Genomic DNA, 21,811 nt, shown 5'->3' on the forward strand with positions numbered 1-21,811 from the left:
GCAATAAATTCATTACAAACCTATTGAGGATTACTATGCAATTGGTCAAATCCACCCGAGACACGCTTCTCCGGCCACTGCAGATCGTGAGTGGTATTGTCGAGCGTCGGCACACTATGCCGATTCTGGCCAATATCCTCATTCGCAAGAACGGCGAGAGCGTGTCTTTCCTGTCGACCGATACCGAAGTGCAGATCACGACGCACGCGAACATCGGTTCGGGCGACGACGTCACCGGCACGACCGTGGCGGCGCGCAAGCTGCTCGACATCCTGCGCGCGCTGCCGGAGTCGGGCGATGTGACCATGACCCTGCAGAACAAGCGCCTGGCGGTCCAGAGCGGCAAGTCGCGCTTCGCGCTGCAGACCCTGGCGGCCGAGGAATTCCCGACCGTGTCGGTGGCCGACAGCTACAACGCCAGCGTGATCCTGCCGCAAAAGACGCTGAAGCACCTGTTCAACATGGTGCACTTCGCGATGGCCCAGCAGGACATCCGCTACTACCTGAACGGCTTGCTGCTGGTGCTGGACGGTAACAACATCATCGCCGTGGCGACCGACGGCCACCGCCTGGCCTTCTGCCAGGTGGAAACCGAGCAGCAGTTCGAGCGCCAGGAAGTGATCATCCCGCGCAAGACCATCATCGAGCTGCAGCGCCTGCTGGAAGAAAGCGACGAGACCGTGCGCCTGGACATCGCGGCTTCGCAGGTGAAGCTGACCTTCGCCGACATCGAGCTGGTCTCGAAGCTGGTCGAAGGCAAGTTCCCTGACTACACCCGGGTGATCCCGAAGGGCTACAAGAACGACTTCACGATCAGCCGCGACGAGCTGCTGCGTTCGCTGCAGCGCGCCGCGATCATGACCAGCGACAAGTTCAAGGGTGTACGCTGCATCATCAGTCCGGGCAGCATGAAGATCAGCTCGACCAACGCCGACCAGGAAGAAGCGGTGGAAGAACTGGAAATCGACTACGGCGGCGACGCCATCGACATCGGTTTCAACGTCACCTACCTGCTCGACGTGCTGAACAACCTGAAGTGCGACCAGGTGAACATCTCCCTGGGCGACTCGAATTCGTCGGCGCTGATCTCGATTCCCGACAACGGCGACTTCAAGTACGTCGTCATGCCGATGCGCATTTGACAGGCGCCGAGCAGAGAGACAGTCCGCGATAAGGAATAGCCTCACCCCGTCGTTCCCGCGCAGGCCTCCGCGGCCTCGCGAGAACAGCGGTTTTAGGCCGCCACAAGCAGCCTGAATCACCCGTTTTATAGAAAGCAGTCCATGTCCGAGAATACCCAAGTTCAAATGGCCTCCGCCGCCAAGGCGGATGATTACGGCGCCTCCTCGATCCAGATCCTGGAAGGCCTGGAAGCGGTACGCAAGCGTCCGGGCATGTACATTGGCGATACCTCGGACGGCACCGGCCTGCACCACCTGGTGTTCGAGGTGCTGGACAACTCGATCGACGAGGCGCTGGCCGGCTACTGCTCCGAGATCCACGTCACGATCCATTCGGACAACTCGATCTCGATCACCGACAACGGCCGCGGCATTCCGACCGGCATCAAGATGGACGACAAGCACGAGCCGAAGCGCTCGGCGACCGAGATCGCCCTGACCGAGCTGCATGCCGGCGGCAAGTTCAACCAGAACGCGTATAAAGTGTCGGGCGGCCTGCACGGCGTCGGTGTGTCCTGCGTGAACGCGCTGTCGAAGCTGCTGCGTGTGACCGTGCGCCAGAACGGCAAGGTCCACCAGCTGGAATTCGTACGCGGCGCCCCGCTGGACCGCCTGATCGAAGTCGTCGACGGCGTCGAGGTCTCCCCGATGAAGGTCATCGGCGAAACCGACAAGCGCGGCACCGAAGTGCACTTCTGGGCCGACGAGGAAATCTTCACCCACGTCGAGTTCCACTACGAAATCCTGTCGAAGCGCATTCGCGAGCTGTCCTTCCTGAACAACGGCGTCAACATCAAGCTGAGCGACCAGCGCACCGGCAAGGAAGAAGTGTTCGCCTTCGAAGGCGGCACCCGCGGCTTCGTGGAGTACATCAACAAGGCCAAGTCTGTCCTGCACCCGAGCGTGTTCCAGGCGACCGGCGAGCGCGTGTCCGAGCAAGGCACCATGATCTCGGTGGACGTGTCGATGCAGTGGAACGACGCCTACAACGAACAGGTGCTGTGCTTCACCAACAACATCCCGCAGCGTGACGGCGGCACCCACCTGACCGGCCTGCGCGCAGCGATGACGCGCGTGATCAACAAGTACATCGACGAGAACGACTTCGCCAAGAAGGCCAAGGTCGAGATCTCGGGCGACGACATGCGCGAAGGCCTGACCTGCGTGCTGTCGGTGAAGGTGCCGGAGCCGAAATTCTCGTCGCAGACCAAGGACAAGCTGGTGTCGTCGGAAGTGCGCGGCCCGGTCGAAGAGATCGTGGCCAAGACGCTGACCGACTTCCTGATGGAGAAGCCGAACGACGCCAAGATCATCTGCGGCAAGATCGTGGAAGCGGCGCGTGCCCGCGAAGCGGCGCGCAAGGCGCGCGACCTGACCCGCCGCAAGGGCGTGATGGACGGCCTGGGCCTGTCGTCGAAGCTGGCCGACTGCCAGGAACGCGACCCGGCGCTGGCCGAGCTGTACATCGTCGAGGGTGACTCCGCAGGCGGTTCGGCCAAGCAGGGCCGCGACCGTAAATTCCAGGCCATCCTGCCGCTGCGCGGCAAGGTGCTGAACGTGGAAAAGGCGCGCTTCGAGAAGATGCTGTCGTCGGAGCAGATCACCACCCTGATCGCGACCCTCGGCACCTCGATCGGTCCGGACGAATTCAACGTCGACAAGCTGCGCTACCACCGCATCATCATCATGACCGACGCGGACGTCGACGGCGCCCACATCCGTACCCTGCTGCTGACCCTGTTCTACCGCCAGATGCCGCAGCTGGTCGAGCGTGGCCACATCTACATCGCGCAGCCGCCGCTGTACAAGGTCAAGGCCGGCCGCGACGAGCGCTACCTGAAGGACGACGTCGAGGAAGCGAGCTACATGATGACGGTGGCGCTGAACACCGCCTCCCTGATCCCGCGTGATGGCGCCGAGCCGGTGAACGGCGAAGCGCTGGGCGAGCTGGTGCGCCAGTACAACCTGGCCAACGCCATCATGATGCGCCTGACCCGCGTGATCGACCGCGCCGCGCTGACCGCCATCGTCAACGGCGGCGTGGCGCTGGACCTGACCACCCTGGACAAGGCCGAGGAATCGGCCAAGGCCATGGCGGCCGCGATCAACGATCCGTCGGTGAAGGTGGGCGTGCGTTCGGACGAGCTGTCCGAGAAGCACGGCCTGCGCATCGAGCGCATCCGCCACGGCAACGTGCAGGTGACCGCGATCGACGCCGACTTCGTGGCCGGCGCAGACTACGCGGTGCTGGCCAATTCGGCCGCCACCTTCAAGGGCCTGATGGGCGAAGGCGCGATCGTGCGCCGCGGCGAAGGCGACCGCATGAAGGAATTCGCGGTGCGCGACTTCCACGAAGCCATGAACTGGCTGCGTGACGAAGCCGAACGCGGCGTGTCGAAGCAGCGCTATAAAGGTCTGGGCGAGATGAATCCGGAGCAGCTGTGGGAAACCACCATGGATCCGACCGTGCGCCGCCTGCTGAAGGTGCAGATCGAGGACGCCATAGCGGCGGACCAGATCTTCACCACGCTGATGGGCGACGAGGTGGAACCGCGTCGTAACTTCATCGAGACCAACGCGCTCCAGGCGGGCAATATCGACGTCTGAGGCGTGAACGCCGTGCCTGGCGAGTGAATGCTCGCGCTACAGGCAGGAGAAAAAGCCAACCGCCGAGGTTGGCTTTTTTTTCGTCAGTGTCCCGTCCTGAGTGTTGGTTCACCTGGCGTGGAAGATGTGGATATCACTGAATTCACGCAGCTCGCAATACACTGAACTGGCTAAAGGCCGCCGCAGGTAAAGGCACTTCGAGTTTCCAAATGATGTTCATAGGACGTTCACCATGGCTTTCCTGGAATTTCACGGGACCACAGGCTAGATACGGGGTGTCTTGGTCGACCCGAACAAACAACTGGAATTCCCAGCCGTTCGGTTGTTCGCCCACACTACGAATATATTGCTGCCCGATGCCCGTCGACGGCGCCGTACTGTTTTGTGACTGCCAGTGAAAGAGTTCATGACTCAACGCATAGTCATGATAGGCGATGGTTTCGTGAAAACCGCTCCGCTTGTCCAGCGTCACGAACATCAGTTCAACCTTTCGTTCCTTCAAGCGCAACACCCCAGTGTTGAAGAAAGGCCGACGTTCCGAGGTCAAAAAGCCGACAGCGGTGAGAATCTCATTAAGACGATAATGGCCGTGCAGACGAAGTGATGACCACTCCAAGCCCAGCAGTGGTACCGGCTTCGGCAATGCGTTCGCTCCAAGTACCTGTGCCAACTCCGCCAGCTCAGCGGCACTATGAGGATTGCTCTTCAAACGCTGCGCAAAATTGCGACCTGTTCCAACTCGTGAAGCAGTGCCATCGGTTTGATAAGCCAGCATTTGCAAGCGCAGCGCATCTTCAGGACCATGATCAAGCTCATCCAACGATGATGAATGGAGCTTCGCCATCAGGGCGATCTGCTCAGGATCATTGGAATGTAGAAGCGCCGAGAAGCGGCGACCGAAATACTCTTCTTCCGGGCCTGTGTCACTCACGATCAGCCCCGCCGCACGCCGCAAGGAAGTCCAGCCACTACTTCCCGAAGTTCTATAAACGTCTTCCACACTGAGCGCTTGATCATGCAGGAATCCAGCAAGCGTAACGTTCTGAGCTCCTTTCAAGCTCGCATATGCTTGTAATTCAGTGGTCATGCGCAACCAGTTTTGCTGAACGAGCCTGCGCAAATTGTTCAGTATTTGCTCACGGCTACACTGTTGCAGCTGGATATAACAGCCGGTAGGTAGCTGGCTAAAGCCATTCTCTACACCTTCAATCAACTGACGTCGGCTCAGACCTGTAATCTGACCCAGCAGGTGATCAAAGCGAAAATTCGTCGAATGCTGACCTACGAAATCGAGAATCAAGCAGCTCTCTTTGCCATTCGACAGGCGTAGTCCACGTCCGATTTGCTGCTGAAACAGGACCGGGCTTTGCGTTGGTCGAAGAAGCAGCAAGGTATCCACTACTGGAATATCGACGCCTTCGTTGAACAGATCTACTGTCACCAATACGCATATCTCGCCTTTGGCGAGCGCTAGCGGAGCTGCCTCACGCTCTGCCTGCGTTGATTGTCCCGTCAAGCAGAGTGCTGGAAAACCTGCCTTGTTGAACTGTGTGGTCATGAACTGCGCATGCGCCACACTGACACAAAACGCAATGGCTTTACTTTGGCGCGGCGATACGCACAAGCGACGCCATTCGTTAATGATCAATCGAGCGCGAACGTCATTCCCTGTCAAAACCTTATCAAGGTAAGCGGCTTCGCCAGCCTGTCTCCACGGAACCTCACGAAGATTAGTGGTATCGTCGCACGCAAAATACTCAAAAGGGGCGAGCAATTGAAGATCCAGTGCTTGCCACAGCCTGAGTTCAACCGCCGGTCTTCCGTCCGGTCGGGAATCGAAATAGGGTGTAATCGGCCTCCCATCACTTCGCTCAGGTGTAGCGGTAAGACCCAGCAAGATCGTTGGCTTTACCCGCCTTGCAACAACGTCAAAACTCGCAGCCGCAATACGGTGGCATTCATCAAACACGACCGTATGCCAATAGGTTTCACTGTAGCGTGTCAGCAGATCATTGCTATGGAGACTCTCGATCGTTGTGAATAGATGATCAGCGTTACCCAACTGAGTGCTTCCACTCAGTACGTGACCAAAGCTGGGGTCACGCAACACTTCGCGATAGGTGCGTAAAGCTTGGTTCAGAATTTCGATTCGGTGCGCAATGAACAAGAGACGAGGATAACCGCCGACTTGCGTACATAGGCGCTGGTAATCGAATGCAGCAACGACAGTTTTGCCCGTACCGGTAGCTGCCACAACCAAATTACGCATTCGCTGATGTTCGCGCTCGGCCTGTAGCTGCTCAAGCATTTCTAGCTGGTAGTTTTTCGGAGTGATATCAAAAAAACTAAGCACATTGTCAGGCTGTGCAAGCTTCCCACCATTCTTTTCCTTTGCGATAGCGCGCTCTAGAGCATCGCGGTGCTCGGTTTGGTTCGGGTCATACGACACAAACTCGGTGTCATGCCAGAGGGTTTCGAAGTGCGCTTGAGCTTGCTGGAACATGGCTCCCTGACCGCGTTCTGTAAACTTGACGGTCCATTCCAATCCACCTGCTAGCGCAGCTTGCGTGAGGTTGGCGCTGCCGACGTAGGCTGTACCAAATCCACTATCGCGTTCAAATATCCACGCCTTGGCGTGAAGACGAGTACGACGTCCATCAAGAGAGATGCGCACCTCGCATTCAGGCAATCTGGCTAGCTCATCAACCGCCTGTGCCTCTGTGGCGCCAATATAGGTAGTCGTAAGGATGCGGAGTTTGGTCTGCGTCCGCCCCGCTCCATCTAAAGCCGTAATATGCTGCAAGATGTCTCGGATTTTACGGATCCCGGACACTGTGATAAAGCTCATCAAGATGTTGACCCGATTACTGCTGGCAAGCTCATGACGCAGCTCAGTCAACAATGCAGGGGATGCTTTGGCCGCAGTGAATAGCCAGGGTGAGATGATCCCGGTTTCAGGAAAGGCTGGTGCAGTTCGGGTACGGTGAACTGCAGTAAGAGTCCGTGCCGGTGCTGCCAGAAGACGAATGTTCGAGTTAGAGCTTTGATCCGGGTACTGTTTCGCTAGCCTCTGTCGAAGCTCAACGAGCAAGGCGTTCACCAACTCTAATTGCGCCTTAGCACGGGAAGCTTTGCCTCTTGCTTCAGCATGGTCTGGGCCTGTCGGGATGAGCTCGTCAAGCACATTAGCAAGCTGATCAGCGAGTGCTTCTGCTAGACGCCGAGCCGTACTTCCATCGTCCAGCTCCGTGAATGTGTAATGATCTGTATGGTAGTGCTGACCCAATTCTTCGACCAACTCGTCAGTAAGAAGCTGGTCGTACAGTCCATCATTCAAAGATTGCGGCATTGGATATCGAGCTGACAAAAAACCAGTATAGCTCGAGAATAATGAGACTAAGCAAGAAATCCTAGGTATAGGGAAGCGAGTCTCGTCCCATGTTGTGAGATCAATTGCGGTGCCTGGCGAGTGAATGCTCGCGCTACAGGCAGGAAAGAAAGCCAACCGCCGAGGTTGGCTTTTTTTTCGTCAGTCCTGCTCCTGGATGGGCCGTACAACCAGGAACAGGTACGACATCGCACCGAGGAAGGCAATCCCGGCGCCGGTCAGCAAGGCCGGCACGAAGGACCAGGTCTGCGCGATGTAGCCGGTCAGGACCGGCGCGAGCGCGCCGCCAAGGAAGCCGCCGAAGTTCTGGATCGCACCGAGCGATGCAATGCGGCTGCGCGGCGCCACCGCCGTGGCGAGCGACCAGGAGCAGGCGGACGAGGCGTTGGCGAGGAAGATGACGATCGCGATGCAGGCCACGGCCACCGTATTGCTCTCGACCAGTGCCGCCGGAATCGTGAACGCCACCATGCCCAGCATGGATACCACCACCGCATTGCGGCGGCTGGACACCGGCGAGCTCGCATGCCGGGTGACGCGGTCGGAGGCCCAGCCGGCCACCAGGGCGCCGGCGAAGCCGCAAAAGAAGGGAATGGAGGCCGCCACCCCGGACTGCGCCAGGTCCATATGGCGCTCGGTCCGCAGATAGCCTGGCAGCCAGGTCAGGTAGACCCAATTGAGGTAGACCGAGCCGAAGAAGCCGAGCAGCATGCCCCAGGTGGCGCGGTGCCGGAACAGCGCGCGCCAGGACGCAAAGCTCGTTGTCGGCGCGGCCTCGGCTGCCTGGCCCGCGTCGAGGTAGGCGCGCTCGGCCTCGGACAGTTGCTCGCGGACCGGATCGCGATAGAGGGCCACCCAGACGACTGCCGCCACCAGCCCGAGTGCGCCGGTGATGAAGAAGGCCCAGTGCCAGCTCGTCGCGGCGATCAGGGGGGACAGGCAGAGTGGAGCGAGCGCGACGCCCAGCGGCGAAGCCGAATTGTAGATGCCCGTCGGCGTGCCGCGTGCACGCAGCGGGAACCAGTTGCTCACGACCCGGGCCGCCGCCGGGAATTGCGGCGCCTCGCCGATGCCGAGCACGATGCGTGCGATCACGAAGTAGCCGAAGGTCGCTGCGAGTCCGCCCGCGGCCTGCGCCACTGACCACAGCACCAGGCCCATGCCGAGAAGCCAGCGTGGCCCCACCTTGTCGACCAGCGCACCGACCGGAAGCTGGCATAGCGCATAGCTCCATGAGAACGCCGACAGCAGCAAGCCCATCTGGCCAAGCGAGAGGCCAAGGTCTGCCCGAATGAACTCGTTGGCGACTGCAAGGGTAGCGCGATCCAGGTAATTGATGACGCCGGTAACCACCAGCAGCACCAGCGCCAGGGTTTGACGACGACGAATGCGCGCAGGGGTAGGTTCGTTGGAAGAGATATCGATCATTTCAGGATCGTACCAAACGAATATGCCAGGGAGAAAGAAATTCTGATCGCTGAAACCTCGACCCTGAACACCCGGCGCACTCCTTTGCCTCTTCAGCAGTCAATGCAGCAGATTCAGGAAATCGCTGACGCGCGACGGCGCGACCGGTTTAGTGAAATGCATGTCGAATCCGGCTTCTCTCGAACGGGCAAGGTCATCCTTCGCGCCCCATCCCGACACTGCGACGATGATGCTGCGATCCATGCCCTCGATCTTCCTGAGCCGATGCGCCACTTCGTAGCCCGTCATACCCGGCATCCCTATATCGAGGAAGACTACATCCGGATGAAATTGCTCCGCGATCTGCAGCGCATGCTGTCCATCGTGTGCCATCCGAAGATCGTGGCCATACATCTCCAGCAGTGAGGATAAGGTCCGCGCTGCATCCACATTGTCGTCCGTGACCAGGATGCGGAAGGTTTTCCCTGTCCTGGCAGCAGCTTCGGATGCGTCGGGACCCGAGCAGGAAGCCGCATTGGCCAAGTCGATCGGCAGCCTGACAACGAAGGTGCTGCCCTTGCCCGCGCCTTCGCTGATTGCCGCGACCGTGCCGTCGTGCAGGCTGACGAGCTGGCGCACCAGCGACAGTCCGATACCCAGGCCGCCCTGGGAGTGATTCATGTTGCGTCCGACCTGGCTGAACATATCGAACACCGATTCCAGCGATTCCGCAGGAATGCCTATGCCGTTATCGGTGACCGAGATAACTGCCTCGTCGCCGTCCTGCACGACAGCCAGGGTGATCTTGCCGCCATGTGGCGTGTATTTCGCCGCATTCGTCAGCAGGTTGCCGACCACCTGGGCAATGCGCGCGGCGTCCACGTCGACCGGAAGCGGCCCGGCATGCAGATTCAGGCTGAACGCATGACCGCCTTTTTCGATCAAGGGAAGACTGGTTTCCACGGCGTGGGAAACGATGGATTTCAGGTCGACAGCTTCCTTCTTGATGTCGACTTTTCCGTTAGTTACGCGGGCAATATCCAACAGGTCGTTAATCAAATGCGACAGCTGCTTTACCTGGCGCTCGATGATTCCTCTCACGTTCACGACGGTTTCCGGACTGTCGGAGCGCATGCGCATGATTTCGAGACCGGTCAGAATGGGGGCCAGCGGATTACGCAATTCATGCGCAAGGACAGCCAGGAATTCGCTCAGGTTCTTGTTTGATTTGGCGACCTCATCGAACAGGGCGCGCTGCTTCGCTTCGGCCAGGCGAAGCGTCGCTTCGGTACGCTTGAAGGCATCGATGTTCGTCACAATGGAAACCTGGCCATTGGGCACGTCATCGCAGTCCTTCAGGGGCACCGCGGCAATTTGCGTCCAGATCTCACCGCCGTCATCTTTTTCATAGAGCGCTTCGATGCCCGGCACAACCCGCTCACCGCGCAATGCACGCGAGCCCGGGAAGTCCTGGCACGAATAAGGGCGGCCGTCGGCATGAAAAGCCTGCCATCGGCCATGGCAAGTGTCTTCCTGTGACGGCAAGACCCTGGTGGGCAAGTATTGATCCATCTCCCGATTGGAAAGCAGCAGTTTGCCCCCCTGATCCACCACCGCCACGCCGACCGGCAGTGCGTCGAATACTGCGGAAAGCATCTCGCGCGTCTCATGAAGCGTCTGCTCCGTCCGCTTGCGATCGGTGATATCGAGAACATTGCCGACGAAACCGAGAAAGTCTCCGGCAGCGGAAAACCTGGGGCGCCCCGTAGCGATGACCCAGCGGTAGCTTCCATCCACATGCAAGACCCGGTGCTCGAGGCTGAACTCCTTTTTTCGCTCGTTCGCATCCAGGAAGGCCTTTTTCGCCGCGTCCCGCTCCTCCGGGTGAATGACCGCGGTCCAGCCAAAACCCAGGCCGTCCTCGTTGCTTTGTCCGGTAAATTCATGCCACCCGCGAGACATGAATGAGAAGCTGCCATCCGGCTCGGTTACCCAGAGCATTGCAGGCGCTGCATCCGCAAGGTTCAGGAAGCGCGACTCGCTGCGCTTGAGTGCGCGCTCGGCCAGGTGGCGCTGCAATACGACGGCTGCCTGGTTGGCGCTCACTCCCAGCAACAGGCGCTCATTCTCGGATGGAAAATCAGGCCGCTGGGAGCCGACCAGCATCGTGCCGATATCGCCCGTGATGCCGAAGCGGACAATGCTGACGCGCAGTTGCCCCTGGCCGCAGGGCGGGAGCATCGTCGCCGGCTCATGTGCGTTGCACTGTGCCGTGACGCTATCCAGCACTGCCCGTGCCGCGGGGAGGAACAATGCTTCAGCACCCTGCCGCCTGCTGCGAATGACTTCGATCGCGCCGGTGTCGGCGCTGCCGGGCAAGCGGATATAGGCCAGGTCAAGGTCCAGCGTTTTCAACAGGACGCTGGACAGACTCTCGATCACGCCGTTGGGAGGAAGGTCGCCCCAGATAGCCGGCAAGGTCGTCATGGCGACGAGATCGCGTGTGGTTTGCCGCAGGCCGTCTATCTCTGAACCGTGTTTTTCTGGAGTCTGCATACCGGTCGATACAGCTTTACTCGGTCACGCCAGGACGGATATCGCCTGATGCTTTCCGCGCCTCTAGTTCCTGAATCATTTGTTCAGACGGAATGAAAAACGGGTTCTCTTGAAGAATGCCGCCAATGATGACCATGGGGTGGGTGCGCATGATATCGATCACGACGGTGGCATCGAACTGGGACAGGTCATAGGTGCAGACCACGGGATCATGCTGTTCAGGAAGCGCCTGGTTCAGCCGTGCTTCGTATTCGACGATATCGTTAACGCCGGGCCGGTCTTCAAGCGCCCACGCCATACTGGCGATATTGCGCGACATTTTTCCGGGAGGTGCGTTGTCCGGAGCAATCATTTTCAGCAGGGTAGCGATCATGCGGTATTGGTCGAAATGGCCATCCTGCAGGTAGGTTTCTCCCCAGGTCCGCACTTCGAGCTGCCCCTGCGTTTCAGCTGCGGCTGTATCGATGCCCTCCCGTTCCAGGCGCTCCAGATGTGAAGCGCGATAGTCAGGGTTCACGATGTGGAAGGCGCGATCCCCCTCCTCGAATCCTTCCTTGATGAAAGGCATGAGCACACGATACTCTTCTTCCTTGGAATGAAAAAAGGCGCAGGCATGACAAGAGTGGGTGAGGGAAGAACCGGCCAGGTTCACAGGCTTCTTTACGATTGACATATGGATTACCAATAGTTAAAAGACCAAGAGCGTATTCCAGGCCTGTTTTTTTACTGAAATGCAATTTATTCCAGGCTTGGTCGGCTGCGGCTTCCAGCAGATGACTGCTGGCCGCAGCAAGCCCGAAACCAGTGGGGATGCGGTGAACGGCACTGGCTAGCGGCTCACGCACCACGAAACCGCACTGTCAGACAGGAAGGATATGAAGAAGATGTCGTTCAAGGATTTCGTGGTCTCGCTGCAACTTGGCAGTACACGCCGCGTCAACTCACATCAAGCAACAAATAGTCAACAAGCAAGACTCTTTTGACCATCGGTCCATTCTACATGAGCCAGCGTTGTGTCCTTGCAAAATTGTCGTAACATGCTTGAATGATGCGTAATTGATGCGTAATAAGCGCTTCGTTGTTCAAAGTAAATACAAACGCCTTGCACATTCTTCGCGCACTCTAGCTCCATGACCGTCTACCACCTGAAACCCAACGACCATGGCCATCCGGTCATACTGCACAAGCCAAGTCATCCCACGCCACTGAGCAGTTGGATTGACAGCAACGCCATCGCCACCGTCATTCCAGGCGGACTGCTGCCGGCAACCCTGAACGGACTTCCTTTCGACGAGTGGCGCGATGCCCCCAGCAGCAATGAAGACTGGGACAAGGTGGAAGGACAAATCCCCCTCGATGAACCGGCATTTGTCATCCCACCCGGCAAGGCCGCGGCCGCCGGCGTCGCCATCCGGGAGCCGGACGGGCGCATCTGGCTGGTATCTCCCTCGAATGGATTCGGTGGCTATGCCGTCACCCTGCCCAAGGGGCGGATAGACAGCGGCGTCAACCTCCAGGCCACGGCGATCCGGGAAGCGTTCGAAGAATCGGGACTCAAGGTGCGGATCAAGGCATGGCTGGCCGATGCGAGCCGCACGCTGACCTATACCCGCTACTACCTGGCGGAACGTGTCGGCGGGACGCCTGCATCGATGGGCTGGGAATCGCAGGCCGTGCATCTCGTTCCTCCCACGGCCCTGCCGAGGATGCTGACGCATGCGAACGATCTGCCACTGCTGGCGGCGCTCCAGCGCCTGTAACGCCGGCGCCGGGTCGAGACGCAACACGCGGGAACGGCACTACCTGCGTTGATGCTCCGGCGCGGGTTCGATCTTCGCCTCGTATCCATCCAGCCGTCTCCTGACGGCGGCATTCCTGCTGTACTTCTTCTTGAGGCGAGCCAGCCGCCGATCGGTTCCGCGGCAGTACCTGTCGATCTGGAGGTTCACATCCTTCATCCGCTCGACTTCCTGCGGTTCCGGAATCTCGCCACGGAAATGCTCGCAGGTATCGCGCTGCTCGAGGAAGCGCTCCACATCGGCCGGCAGTGTGACGGCCGCACGCAATGGCAGCGCGGCGAACAGCACCAGCCATGCCCAGGCTCTGATCTGCATGTCACGCTCCCGTATCCGACCAATGCGGCTCGTCCCGGCCACCGCGCTTGTACTTGATGACGCCGTAGCCCTCCCCCACGCGTTGCAGCCGCAGGTTCATCCCGGTCCATGGCGCGGTCGCGATGTTCACGACCTTGCCGTCGTGGTCCGCAATCGACAAAGGCCCTGTCCAGCTGATCGACATATCGATTGCACAGCCGATGAGATGGCGCGAGCTCAGCGATGGCGCAACGCCGAGCCGGCTCAAGCCGAAGGCGTTGACCATGTCCCTGGCCGCATTCATCGATGCGGTGCATGCGACCTTCCCGGACTGGTCGAGGTGGGCCCAGCGGATCTCGACCTCATCCGATAGCGGGACCTTCTGCGGATCGATGTGTTCATTGACGATCCGCCAGCACCAATGCATCAGGTAGGCACGGCGCCGGTCGCGCAGCGTGCCATTCACCACCACCGTCGCGCCCGCGTTGCGCATGGCGCCAACGAATGCCTCGACCCGGCCCCGAAAAGGACTGCGTAAATCGCTGAGCGAGCGACTGGCCGGGAACCGTGCCACCCATGTCACGCCGCTGTCCTCCGCTTTCCGCCGGCTCGCGCCGGAAAGTGATGTGCTTTGCCCTGAATTCATGCGGTCCCCCTTGGAAGAACCGCTCAATTAAAGCCCGGCTGGGACCTGCAGCATTTGCGCCAAGGCAAACTATCCGGCTTACTCCAGGGTGATCTTGACCACCGCATTGCCGGAAGTCGCGTAGAGATTGCCATTGCCGTCCGAGACGATGCCGCGGATCTCCGCCAGGCTGCCCGGCAGCGCGCCCGTGCGCAGTGCGTCGGCGCCCGAGACCCCCGCGACGGTCGTGACGACACCGGCCGGCGTGATCCTGCGCACCAGGTTGTTCCCGTTGTCGGCCGCGTACAGGTTGCCCTGGCCGTCGAGCGTCAGCGCGACCACCTGGCTGAAGCGGGCCGCGGCGCCGGTGCCGTTGGCCGAGCCGCTCGTGTTCGGTGCGCCGGCCAGGGTCTCGAAATTCCCCGATCCCAGCACGCCCGAGGGCGTCCAGCGGCTGATCTTGCGCTCCAGGTCGAACACGAAGACAGTGCCGCTACCATTCACCGCCACGCCGCGCGGCGTGAACAGCCGGGTGCCGAACAGATCGTTCTGCGTCGCATCGCCTTCGAGCATCGTGGTGCCGAACGCCGTTATCTGGCGCGTGCCATAGCCGTTGGTCGCATACAGGTTGCCGTTGGCATCGACGGCGATCGCGCCCGGCAGGACGGCGTTCATGCTGCGCGCATCGACATTCGTCCCCACCGGGATCTCGGTGACGGTGCTCACCAGGCCGGTGCTGGAGTTGACGCTACGGATGCGGAGATTATCGGCGACAAACAGCGTGCCCTGCGCATTGATGGTGATGGCGACCGGGTTGAGGAAGCGCGCCCTGCTGCCGCTGCCCTCGGCAAATTCGCCGCGCCCGGCCGTACCCGCCAGGGTCGTCACCACGCCCTCGGGCGTGATCTTGCGGATGGTGAAATTGCCGGTGTCGGCGACGTACAGGTTGCCGCTGGCGTCGATGGTGATGCCGCGCGGGGCCTTGAAGCGCGCCGCCGCGCCGGTGGCGTTCGTGCTGCCTTCCTGTGTCGCATCCCCCGCAAGGATCGCGATGTTCCCCGTTTGTCCCGAGTCGTCATCGTCATCGTCGTCGGCAGTGTGCTCGAAGCCGCACGCGGTGCAGAGCAGCAGCAGCGCCGATGCGGCAAGGGCTCGCACGCGGAGCCGGGAAGCGTTCGTGACGGGACTGCGTTTCATGGAGCATCTCCAGAACATGTTGCCACAAATGCTAGCACGTATGGGCCCGCCGGCGGCTGCATCCGGCCATGGCGTCCGCATAAACTGAGGCCATGGCCAAGGCCGCGTCGCGTCCGTCCGACAGCCTGGCGGCCAGGAGCTGCCTGTCGCATTTTCCGCATTTTCTTCGCCGCAGTGCACAATTTTTCGCTTGACATACGGCACGCTCTTCCTTAAAGTCGAAATTATGTCTTTTCCACTGCATCTGTCGATTTCCTTCCCTGCCGCCGGCGCGCTATCGCTGGCAGCGCTGCTACTACGCGCGTAATCCTTCGCCGTACGTTCCGGCTCTTTGCCGGCCCCATTCAGCAGTCCAGGGATTTGCACCGATGTTCACTGTTCCATCATCCGCACCATCGCTTCTCCATACCGGGTTCGTCCTGGCGGTCGGCTCGCAGGCGACGTTTCGCCTGCTGCTAAAGCTACCGATCGGTTGCCGGGCCTAGCGTTTCGTGGCCCGCCCGGCAGCCGCAGCCACCCAGGCCATCAGGCCGTCTTGTGACCACCCCATCAGGAGCTACCGATCATGTTGAAGAACCCCGCCGCCAAATACCGTCCCTTCCCCGCCGTCCAGCTGGCCGACCGCCAGTGGCCGAGCCGCACCATCACCCGTCCGCCGATCTGGATGAGCACCGACCTGCGCGACGGTAACCAGGCGCTGATCGAGCCGATGAGCCCGGAGAAGAAGCTGCGCTTCTTCCAGATGCTGGTGAAGATCGGCGTGAAAGAGATCGAGGTCGGCTTCCCGTCCGCCTCGCAGACCGACTTCGACTTCGTGCGCATGCTGGTCGACGACGGCCACATTCCGGACGACGTCACCATCATCGTGCTCACCCAGGCGCGCGAAGAGCTGATCCGCCGCACCGTGGAATCCGCCGCCGGCGCCAAGCGCGCCATCGTCCACATCTACAACTCGGTGGCGCCGGTGTTCCGCCGCGTGGTGTTCAACATGGAGCGCGACGAGATCGTGCAGATCGCGGTCAAGGGCACCGAATTGATCAAGGAACTGGTCGCCCAGCATCCGCAGACCGACTGGGGCCTCGAGTATTCGCCGGAATCGTTCTCGACCACCGAGCTCGATTTCTCGAAGCAGATCGTCGACGCCGTCAGCGCCGTGTGGCAGCCGACCCCGCAACGTCCGATGATCGTCAACCTGCCTTCCACCGTGGAAGCCAGCACGCCGAACGTGTACGCCGACCAGATCGAATGGATGTGCCGCCACCTCGAGCGCCGCGAGTCCCTGATCATCAGCGTCCATCCGCACAATGACCGCGGCTGCGCGGTCGCCGCCGCCGAGCTGGCGGTGATGGCCGGCGCCGACCGCGTCGAAGGCTGCCTGTTCGGCAATGGCGAGCGCACCGGCAACGTCGACCTGGTCACGCTCGCGATGAACCTGTACACCCAGGGCGTCAATCCGGGCCTGGACTTCTCCGACATCGACGCGGTGCGCCAGCTGGTCGAGGAATGCAACCAGTTGCCGGTCCACCCGCGCCATCCGTATGCGGGCGACCTCGTGTTCACCGCGTTCTCGGGCTCGCACCAGGACGCGATCAAGAAGGGCTTCGCCCAGCAGAAGGCGGATGCGATCTGGGAAGTGCCTTACCTGCCGATCGACCCGGCCGACCTGGGCCGCAGCTACGACGCGGTGATCCGCGTGAACAGCCAGTCCGGCAAGGGCGGCATGGCTTACCTGCTGGAGCAGGAATACGGCCTGCAATTGCCGCGCCGCCTGCAGATCGAGTTCTCGCGCGCCGTCCAGCGCCTGGCCGACGAGAGCGGCCGCGAGATCGCCGCCAGCGACCTGCACGAATTGTTCAAGCGCGAATACCTGGAGCAGGACGTGCCTTACCACTACGAGGCGCACCGCATGACCGAGGACAGCGCGCACGACGTGCAGCTCGAGGTGAACGTGGCGCGCCATCATGCGCCGCAGGTGTTCAAGGGACGCGGCAACGGGCCGATCGATGCCTTCGTCAATGCGATGGGGCTGGATATCCGCCTGATGGATTACCACGAGCACGCGATCGGCATGGGCGCGGATGCGAAGGCGGCGTGCTATGTCGAACTGCGCGTGGGGAATGGACCGACCTTGTTCGGCGTGGGGATCGACAGCAATATCGTGACGGCCTCGTTCAAGTCGGTGCTGTCGGCCGTCAACCGCCATGTGGCGGCGGCCGGCGAGGATGCCGGAGCGATGGCGGCGTAAAGCCGAAGCTTTTCGACCGCCTCAGCGCCCGCTGATGCGGTCGAGGAGCTGGACCGAAGCGCGCTCGCTCATCACCAGCACCAGTTTCAGCCTGGCCCGCGTCATGCCGACGAACAGCTTGCGCAGGGACAGGTTGTCGAGTTCCTCGAAGTCGATCTCGGTGAAGATCAGCGCGGGGGCCGACTGGCCCTTGAAGCGGTAGACCGATTCGGCCAGCAGGCCGCCTTCGCGGAACATCGGGTTCCCGAACAGGTCGTAGGCGCCGGTGAACGAGCGCAGCGTGTGGGCGTCGCTCAGCTTGTCGAGTTTCAGGATCGTCGATTTCTCCCGTCCCCGGAACGAGCAGATCGCGATGTCCTGGCGCCCGAAGCCGGCGGCCAGGCACAGCGTCACCGCGCGCCGGGTCTGCGACAGCATCGCTTCCGTGTCGCCCTCCGGATAAGTCAGCTCCTCGATGTCCGCGCCCTTGAACGGGCTGCCCGCTTCGACCGGCTCATGCGCCGCGCCGATCGAGGTCAGCATGTCGACGATCTGGCGCGGGCTGCGGTAGTTGGTGGTCGAATGCAGGGTCACCCAGCCCGGCAGCGCAACCATCTCGCGCGCGTACAGGTTCTGGTCCGGATCCTCCAGCCAGATCGCACGGCCCCCCTCCCTCAGCATGCGCAGCACGATGTCGCGCCAGATCGCGGAAAAGTCCTGGCCCTCGTCGACGATGACGACGTCGTACTGCCAGGTTTCCGGCAGCTCGGCCGCGGCCAGCGATTCCTCGATCATGGTCCAGACCTCGGGCGAGGAATAGTCGGGCGTGACGTCCTGCGCGCGCAGCCAGGCGTCGCACAGCGTGTGGAAGGTCGCCACCCGCCCGCCCGCCGGCACCAGGCGTTCGATATGGTCGGCCAGCGGCCGGTTGAAGCAGACGTACAGCGGACGCAGGCCGGCGTCGACGGCCGCCGTGTACTCGGCCAGCGCCAGCTGGGTCTTGCCGCTGCCCGCCGTGCCCACCACGTGCAGCCGGAACGGGGTGAAGTCGAGCCGGCGCGCCCAGGTGGTCAGGCCGCCCGACAGGCGCGTGACCATCCTGACCGCGTGGCCGATCATCGAGCTCGGATCGGGCCGCAGGTTCAGCGTATCGCCGAGAAAGCGCGTCACCTTGTCGAATTCCTCGGTCTTCGGCGTGAGCGGCAGCGTCTCGCGGATCACCCTCGCCAGGGCCGGCTTGTTGGTCGCGTCGATGATGTGGCGCGGGTCGATGCCGGCCAGCTGCTGGTCGCGCACGATGTAGTCCGGGCAGTACAGCAGGTAGTCGATCGACAGCTCGCCGGTGTAGCGCTTGGTCAGCCCTTCGATCGTCGCCAGGATCTGGTTGCGGATCTTGCGCGGCCTGCCCTGGTAGCTCTTGACCAGTCCATCCCTGGTCTCGTTCAGGAAACCCGCCACCTGTTCGATGACCAGCATCCGTCCGTTGGGCGCGACCACGATGAAGTCGATGTCGCCATACACGGAGAAGCCCTGCTCGACATTGGTCCAGTGGACCCCGTGGTAGATGTGGTAAGGCGCATCCGCCAGCCGCTGGTCGAGGAAGGCCAGGGTTTCGATTTCGCGAGCCGCTGCACCGGTGACGGACATCTCACGCCAGCCGGCTGGATGGATATATGCCATGGAGCGCCCAAGGGTGCGAGGTATAAGGTAGAAATATTGTAAAGCTGTTTGCAGAATATACACACACCATTGGCGAACACGGCCAGGATTATTCAGCCAAACGAAACGATGTTGTCGTTCTCCAGGCAATGATCTTCATGCGCCCATCGCCGATCATGGAGTCACTCACCTATTCCAGGAGGACTGCATGAAAGAAGCACAGCAACAGGTTGCCATCGTCACCGGCGCATCGCGCGGCATCGGCGCCGCCGTCGCCCAACGCCTGGCCGAGGATGGCTACAAGGTGGCCGTCAACTATGCGAGCAATGCGATCGAGGCCGAAAAGACGGTCGCGGCGCTGCGCGCGGCCGGCCATGCCGCGCTCGCGGTCCGCGCCGACATCTCCCGGCCCGACGAGGTGCGCGCCCTGTTCGATACCACCGAGCGTGAACTGGGCAAGGTCGATGTCCTGGTCAACAATGCCGGCATCCTGAACACCGTGCCTGTGGCCGAGGCCAGCGACGAGCTGTTCGCGCGCAGCTTCGCCATCAATGTGCAGGGCAGCTTCAACACGCTGCGCGAGGCGGCGCAGCGGCTGAATCCGGGCGGACGCATCGTCAACTTCTCGACCACCGTGCTGGCGCTCAGGCTCCCGGGCTACGCGATCTACAGCGCCACCAAGGCCGCGGTCGAAGCGCTCACCGGGGTGTTCGCCAAGGAACTGCGCGGCCGCCAGATACGCGTGAACGCGGTGGCGCCGGGGCCGGTGGCAACCGAGCTGTTCCTCGATGGAAAAACACCGGAACAGATCGCGCAGTTCGCGCAGATGGCGCCGCTCGAACGCCTGGGCGAGCCGCGCGACATCGCCAGCGTCGTGTCCTTCCTCGCCGGGCCGGACGCGGGATGGGTCAACGGCCAGGTGCTGCGCGTCAACGGCGGCCTTGCCTGAGCGCCGGGTCCATTGCGGGCGGCAAAGATGGCTGGATGAATGTTGTGGTTTTTATAACGGACTTGAAAGGGATAGCAATAATAAATTATTAAGAGCTTGCTGTAGGAATATACTGACAGCTCAACTAGGCGAGCTCCTATCATGCAAACTAAAGTTTGTATCAGCGTTGACACAGAATTCAGTATCGCAGGCGCGTTTCAGGACCGTGCGCTGTTGCCGGTTGCCGAGCAGCGTGTCTGGTGCGTCGTGGACCACAAGTCGCACGGACTCGGTTTCATGCTTGGCTGCTTTGCACGCCACCGCATCACGGCGACCTTCTTTGTCGAAGCATTGAACCGCCATTACTTCACGCATGATCCGATGCGCGACATCGCGCATCACCTGTTCGATGAAGGGCATGAAGTCCAGCTGCATGTCCATCCCTGCTGGGACGTGTTCCAGCACCACGACTGGCGCGAGCGCGCCCGCACGATCCAGACGCCGGGCATCGACGATTTCTACCGGCGTGACGAAGGCGAATCGCTGCGCCTGATCGAGAACGGACTGCAGGTCTTCCACGACTGGAAGCTGCCGGCGCCGACCGTGTTCCGCAGCGCCAGCCTCCAGCACGATGACGCCCTGTACCGCGCGCTGGCGCGCTCCGGCATTCCCTACAGTTCCAACATCGGGATGGCGGTGTTCGACAGCGGCGACAAGCGTTACTGCCTGTACAGCGGCCGCCACGCGCGCCATGGGGTGCTCGAATGTCCGATCCTGACCTTCTGCGACTGGAAGATGCCGGGCAAGCAGCACCTCAAGTCGCTGACCATCACCGGCAGCAGCTTTGCCGAGACGCGCATGCTGCTCGACCAGGCCCATCGCGCCGGGATCGAACAGGTCGTCATCCTGACCCACCCGTTCGAGTACGTCCAGAACCGCGATTTCACGCTGCGCCAGATGCGCCGCCATGCGCTGAACCAGCAGCGCTTGAATTCGCTGTGCAAGTACCTGAACAACAACCGGGATCGCTTCCATGCCTGCGGTGTCGCCACCGCGGCAAGCGCGCCGATGCATCACAATTCCAGCCGGAACCTCCTGATCCAGGGAAGCCTGCTGAAAACCGTGCCGCGCATGGCCGAACAGTTTGTCTACGACAAGTACAGCAACTGGCAGCTTGCGCGCCATTGAGGGAAGGGTCCGGCACTGGCGCAGGGCCGGACTACGGAAAAAGCTATGCATCGCCGTGCTACGGCAGGCGCAGCCTATAATCGCCATGTGTTCCCTACCGGCGTTGCTGCCGTATTCATGCGCATGACTTACCGCCTCGCCATCTTCGACTTCGACGGTACTCTCGCCGACTCGTTTCCATTCTTCATGAGCGTGTTCAACGAGATCGCCGACGAGCATGGCTTTCGCCGCGTCGACGCGGAACAGGCGGCCCGGCTGCGCCACTATGGACCGCGCGACATCATGCGCCACGTCGGCATGCCGGCGTGGAAGCTGCCGCTCGCCTCGCGCTCGTTCGTCGAACGGATGCGCCAGAATGCCGAGCGCATCCCGCTGTTCGAAGGCGTCGGCGACACGCTGCGCGAACTGGACCGCAATGGCGTGCAACTGGCGGTGGTGTCCTCGAATTCGGAACAGAACGTGCGCCTGGTCCTCGGCCCGGAACTGGGCGCGCTGGTCGGGTACTACGAATGCGGGATGTCGATCTTCGGCAAGGCCGCGCGCATCCGCAAGGTGCTCAAGCTTGCGATGGTCCCGGCCGCGCAGGCGCTCTACGTGGGCGACCAGTCCACCGATGCCGACGCCGCGCGCAAGGCCGGCGTCGCCTTCGGGGCGGTGACCTGGGGCTATGCGTCGATCGAGGCGCTGCGCCGCGTCGCGCCGCAGCGCGAGTTCGCCACGCCGGCCGACCTGCTGTCGATCATGCGCTGCTGAGGATC

At 61.4% G+C, this 21,811-nt stretch carries 15 protein-coding genes; 7 read left to right on the plus strand and 8 right to left on the minus strand.

Annotation, left to right across the window (positions count from 1 at the left end):
- The first annotated feature begins 35 nt into the window (after positions 1-35).
- Together dnaN and gyrB are read left to right on the plus strand one after the other, a co-directional pair.
- The gene (gene dnaN, locus H162_RS0115660; protein ID WP_026354694.1) at positions 36-1,142 is read left to right on the plus strand and encodes a DNA polymerase III subunit beta; all 1,107 of its coding nucleotides are present in this window, start codon (positions 36-38) and stop codon (positions 1,140-1,142) included.
- A 141-nt stretch (positions 1,143-1,283) separates the two neighbouring features.
- A complete protein-coding gene (gene gyrB / locus H162_RS0115665; RefSeq protein ID WP_026354695.1) occupies positions 1,284-3,788 on the plus strand; it encodes a DNA topoisomerase (ATP-hydrolyzing) subunit B in 2,505 nt (834 codons plus the stop codon).
- Positions 3,789-3,930: 142 nt separating this feature from the next.
- Here gyrB and H162_RS31035 read toward each other — a convergent pair whose 3' ends face one another.
- From H162_RS31035 to H162_RS0115700, 4 genes are all read right to left on the minus strand, one after another.
- Positions 3,931-7,137 (minus strand): DUF3427 domain-containing protein, encoded by a 3,207-nt coding sequence (locus tag H162_RS31035; RefSeq protein WP_040787553.1) that lies wholly within the window; start codon positions 7,135-7,137, stop codon positions 3,931-3,933.
- Positions 7,138-7,317: 180 nt separating this feature from the next.
- The gene (locus H162_RS0115690) at positions 7,318-8,604 is read right to left on the minus strand and encodes an MFS transporter (RefSeq protein WP_026354697.1); all 1,287 of its coding nucleotides are present in this window, start codon (positions 8,602-8,604) and stop codon (positions 7,318-7,320) included.
- 99 nt (positions 8,605-8,703) lie between these two features.
- The gene (locus H162_RS31040; protein WP_020654430.1) at positions 8,704-11,139 is read right to left on the minus strand and encodes a hybrid sensor histidine kinase/response regulator; all 2,436 of its coding nucleotides are present in this window, start codon (positions 11,137-11,139) and stop codon (positions 8,704-8,706) included.
- A gap of 16 nt (positions 11,140-11,155) precedes the next feature.
- Positions 11,156-11,812, minus strand: coding sequence for an MEDS domain-containing protein (locus H162_RS0115700; protein WP_026354698.1), 657 nt, complete (start codon positions 11,810-11,812; stop codon positions 11,156-11,158).
- A gap of 457 nt (positions 11,813-12,269) precedes the next feature.
- Here H162_RS0115700 and H162_RS0115705 point away from each other — a divergent pair, with 457 nt between their 5' ends.
- Complete coding sequence (locus H162_RS0115705; RefSeq protein ID WP_020654432.1) at positions 12,270-12,899, plus strand: NUDIX hydrolase; 630 nt, start codon at positions 12,270-12,272, stop codon at positions 12,897-12,899.
- A gap of 39 nt (positions 12,900-12,938) precedes the next feature.
- Here H162_RS0115705 and H162_RS31045 read toward each other — a convergent pair whose 3' ends face one another.
- The 3 genes from H162_RS31045 to H162_RS0115720 form a co-directional block, all read right to left on the minus strand.
- A complete protein-coding gene (locus H162_RS31045; protein WP_020654433.1) occupies positions 12,939-13,253 on the minus strand; it encodes a hypothetical protein in 315 nt (104 codons plus the stop codon).
- 1 nt (position 13,254) lies between these two features.
- Positions 13,255-13,878: a hypothetical protein gene (locus H162_RS33265; RefSeq protein ID WP_084677032.1), complete on the minus strand. Its 624-nt coding sequence runs from the start codon at positions 13,876-13,878 to the stop codon at positions 13,255-13,257.
- Positions 13,879-13,956: 78 nt separating this feature from the next.
- A complete protein-coding gene (locus H162_RS0115720) occupies positions 13,957-15,054 on the minus strand; it encodes an NHL domain-containing protein (RefSeq protein WP_020654435.1) in 1,098 nt (365 codons plus the stop codon).
- 562 nt (positions 15,055-15,616) lie between these two features.
- Between H162_RS0115720 and leuA the strand changes: the two genes are divergently transcribed.
- Positions 15,617-17,299: a 2-isopropylmalate synthase gene (leuA, locus tag H162_RS0115725; RefSeq protein WP_026354700.1), complete on the plus strand. Its 1,683-nt coding sequence runs from the start codon at positions 15,617-15,619 to the stop codon at positions 17,297-17,299.
- Between the two features lie 21 nt (positions 17,300-17,320).
- On the opposite strand, the gene H162_RS0115730 is transcribed toward leuA, so the two are convergent.
- Complete coding sequence (locus tag H162_RS0115730; protein ID WP_026354701.1) at positions 17,321-18,958, minus strand: ATP-binding domain-containing protein; 1,638 nt, start codon at positions 18,956-18,958, stop codon at positions 17,321-17,323.
- A gap of 187 nt (positions 18,959-19,145) precedes the next feature.
- On the opposite strand from H162_RS0115730, the gene H162_RS0115735 reads away from it, so the two are divergent.
- The 3 genes from H162_RS0115735 to H162_RS0115745 all read left to right on the plus strand — a co-directional run bounded on the left by H162_RS0115735 (position 19,146) and on the right by H162_RS0115745 (position 21,806).
- Entirely contained in the window at positions 19,146-19,886 is a 741-nt protein-coding gene (locus H162_RS0115735) for an SDR family oxidoreductase (protein ID WP_020654438.1), read from the plus strand.
- Positions 19,887-20,099: 213 nt separating this feature from the next.
- On the plus strand, positions 20,100-21,053 hold the full coding sequence (locus H162_RS0115740) for a polysaccharide deacetylase family protein (RefSeq protein WP_020654439.1): 954 nt from the start codon (positions 20,100-20,102) through the stop codon (positions 21,051-21,053).
- Between the two features lie 117 nt (positions 21,054-21,170).
- The gene (locus tag H162_RS0115745; protein WP_020654440.1) at positions 21,171-21,806 is read left to right on the plus strand and encodes an HAD hydrolase-like protein; all 636 of its coding nucleotides are present in this window, start codon (positions 21,171-21,173) and stop codon (positions 21,804-21,806) included.
- Positions 21,807-21,811: the final 5 nt, after the last annotated feature.

The organism is Massilia niastensis DSM 21313 (assembly GCF_000382345.1).
GTDB classification, from domain to species: domain Bacteria; phylum Pseudomonadota; class Gammaproteobacteria; order Burkholderiales; family Burkholderiaceae_D; genus Telluria; species Telluria niastensis.

What these genes read in the sequence shown, in the direction of transcription:
- H162_RS0115730 (WP_026354701.1), bottom strand. Translation starts at nt 18,958, where the DNA reads ATGGCATATATCCATCCAGCCGGCTGGCGTGAGATGTCCGTCACCGGT.
- H162_RS33265 (WP_084677032.1), bottom strand. Translation starts at nt 13,878, where the DNA reads ATGAATTCAGGGCAAAGCACATCACTTTCCGGCGCGAGCCGGCGGAAA.
- H162_RS0115690 (WP_026354697.1), bottom strand. Translation starts at nt 8,604, where the DNA reads ATGATCGATATCTCTTCCAACGAACCTACCCCTGCGCGCATTCGTCGT.
- dnaN (WP_026354694.1), top strand. Translation starts at nt 36, where the DNA reads ATGCAATTGGTCAAATCCACCCGAGACACGCTTCTCCGGCCACTGCAG.
- H162_RS31045 (WP_020654433.1), bottom strand. Translation starts at nt 13,253, where the DNA reads ATGCAGATCAGAGCCTGGGCATGGCTGGTGCTGTTCGCCGCGCTGCCA.
- H162_RS0115705 (WP_020654432.1), top strand. Translation starts at nt 12,270, where the DNA reads ATGACCGTCTACCACCTGAAACCCAACGACCATGGCCATCCGGTCATA.
- H162_RS31040 (WP_020654430.1), bottom strand. Translation starts at nt 11,139, where the DNA reads ATGCAGACTCCAGAAAAACACGGTTCAGAGATAGACGGCCTGCGGCAA.
- H162_RS31035 (WP_040787553.1), bottom strand. Translation starts at nt 7,137, where the DNA reads ATGCCGCAATCTTTGAATGATGGACTGTACGACCAGCTTCTTACTGAC.
- H162_RS0115700 (WP_026354698.1), bottom strand. Translation starts at nt 11,812, where the DNA reads ATGTCAATCGTAAAGAAGCCTGTGAACCTGGCCGGTTCTTCCCTCACC.
- H162_RS0115720 (WP_020654435.1), bottom strand. Translation starts at nt 15,054, where the DNA reads ATGAAACGCAGTCCCGTCACGAACGCTTCCCGGCTCCGCGTGCGAGCC.
- gyrB (WP_026354695.1), top strand. Translation starts at nt 1,284, where the DNA reads ATGTCCGAGAATACCCAAGTTCAAATGGCCTCCGCCGCCAAGGCGGAT.
- H162_RS0115745 (WP_020654440.1), top strand. Translation starts at nt 21,171, where the DNA reads ATGCGCATGACTTACCGCCTCGCCATCTTCGACTTCGACGGTACTCTC.
- H162_RS0115735 (WP_020654438.1), top strand. Translation starts at nt 19,146, where the DNA reads ATGAAAGAAGCACAGCAACAGGTTGCCATCGTCACCGGCGCATCGCGC.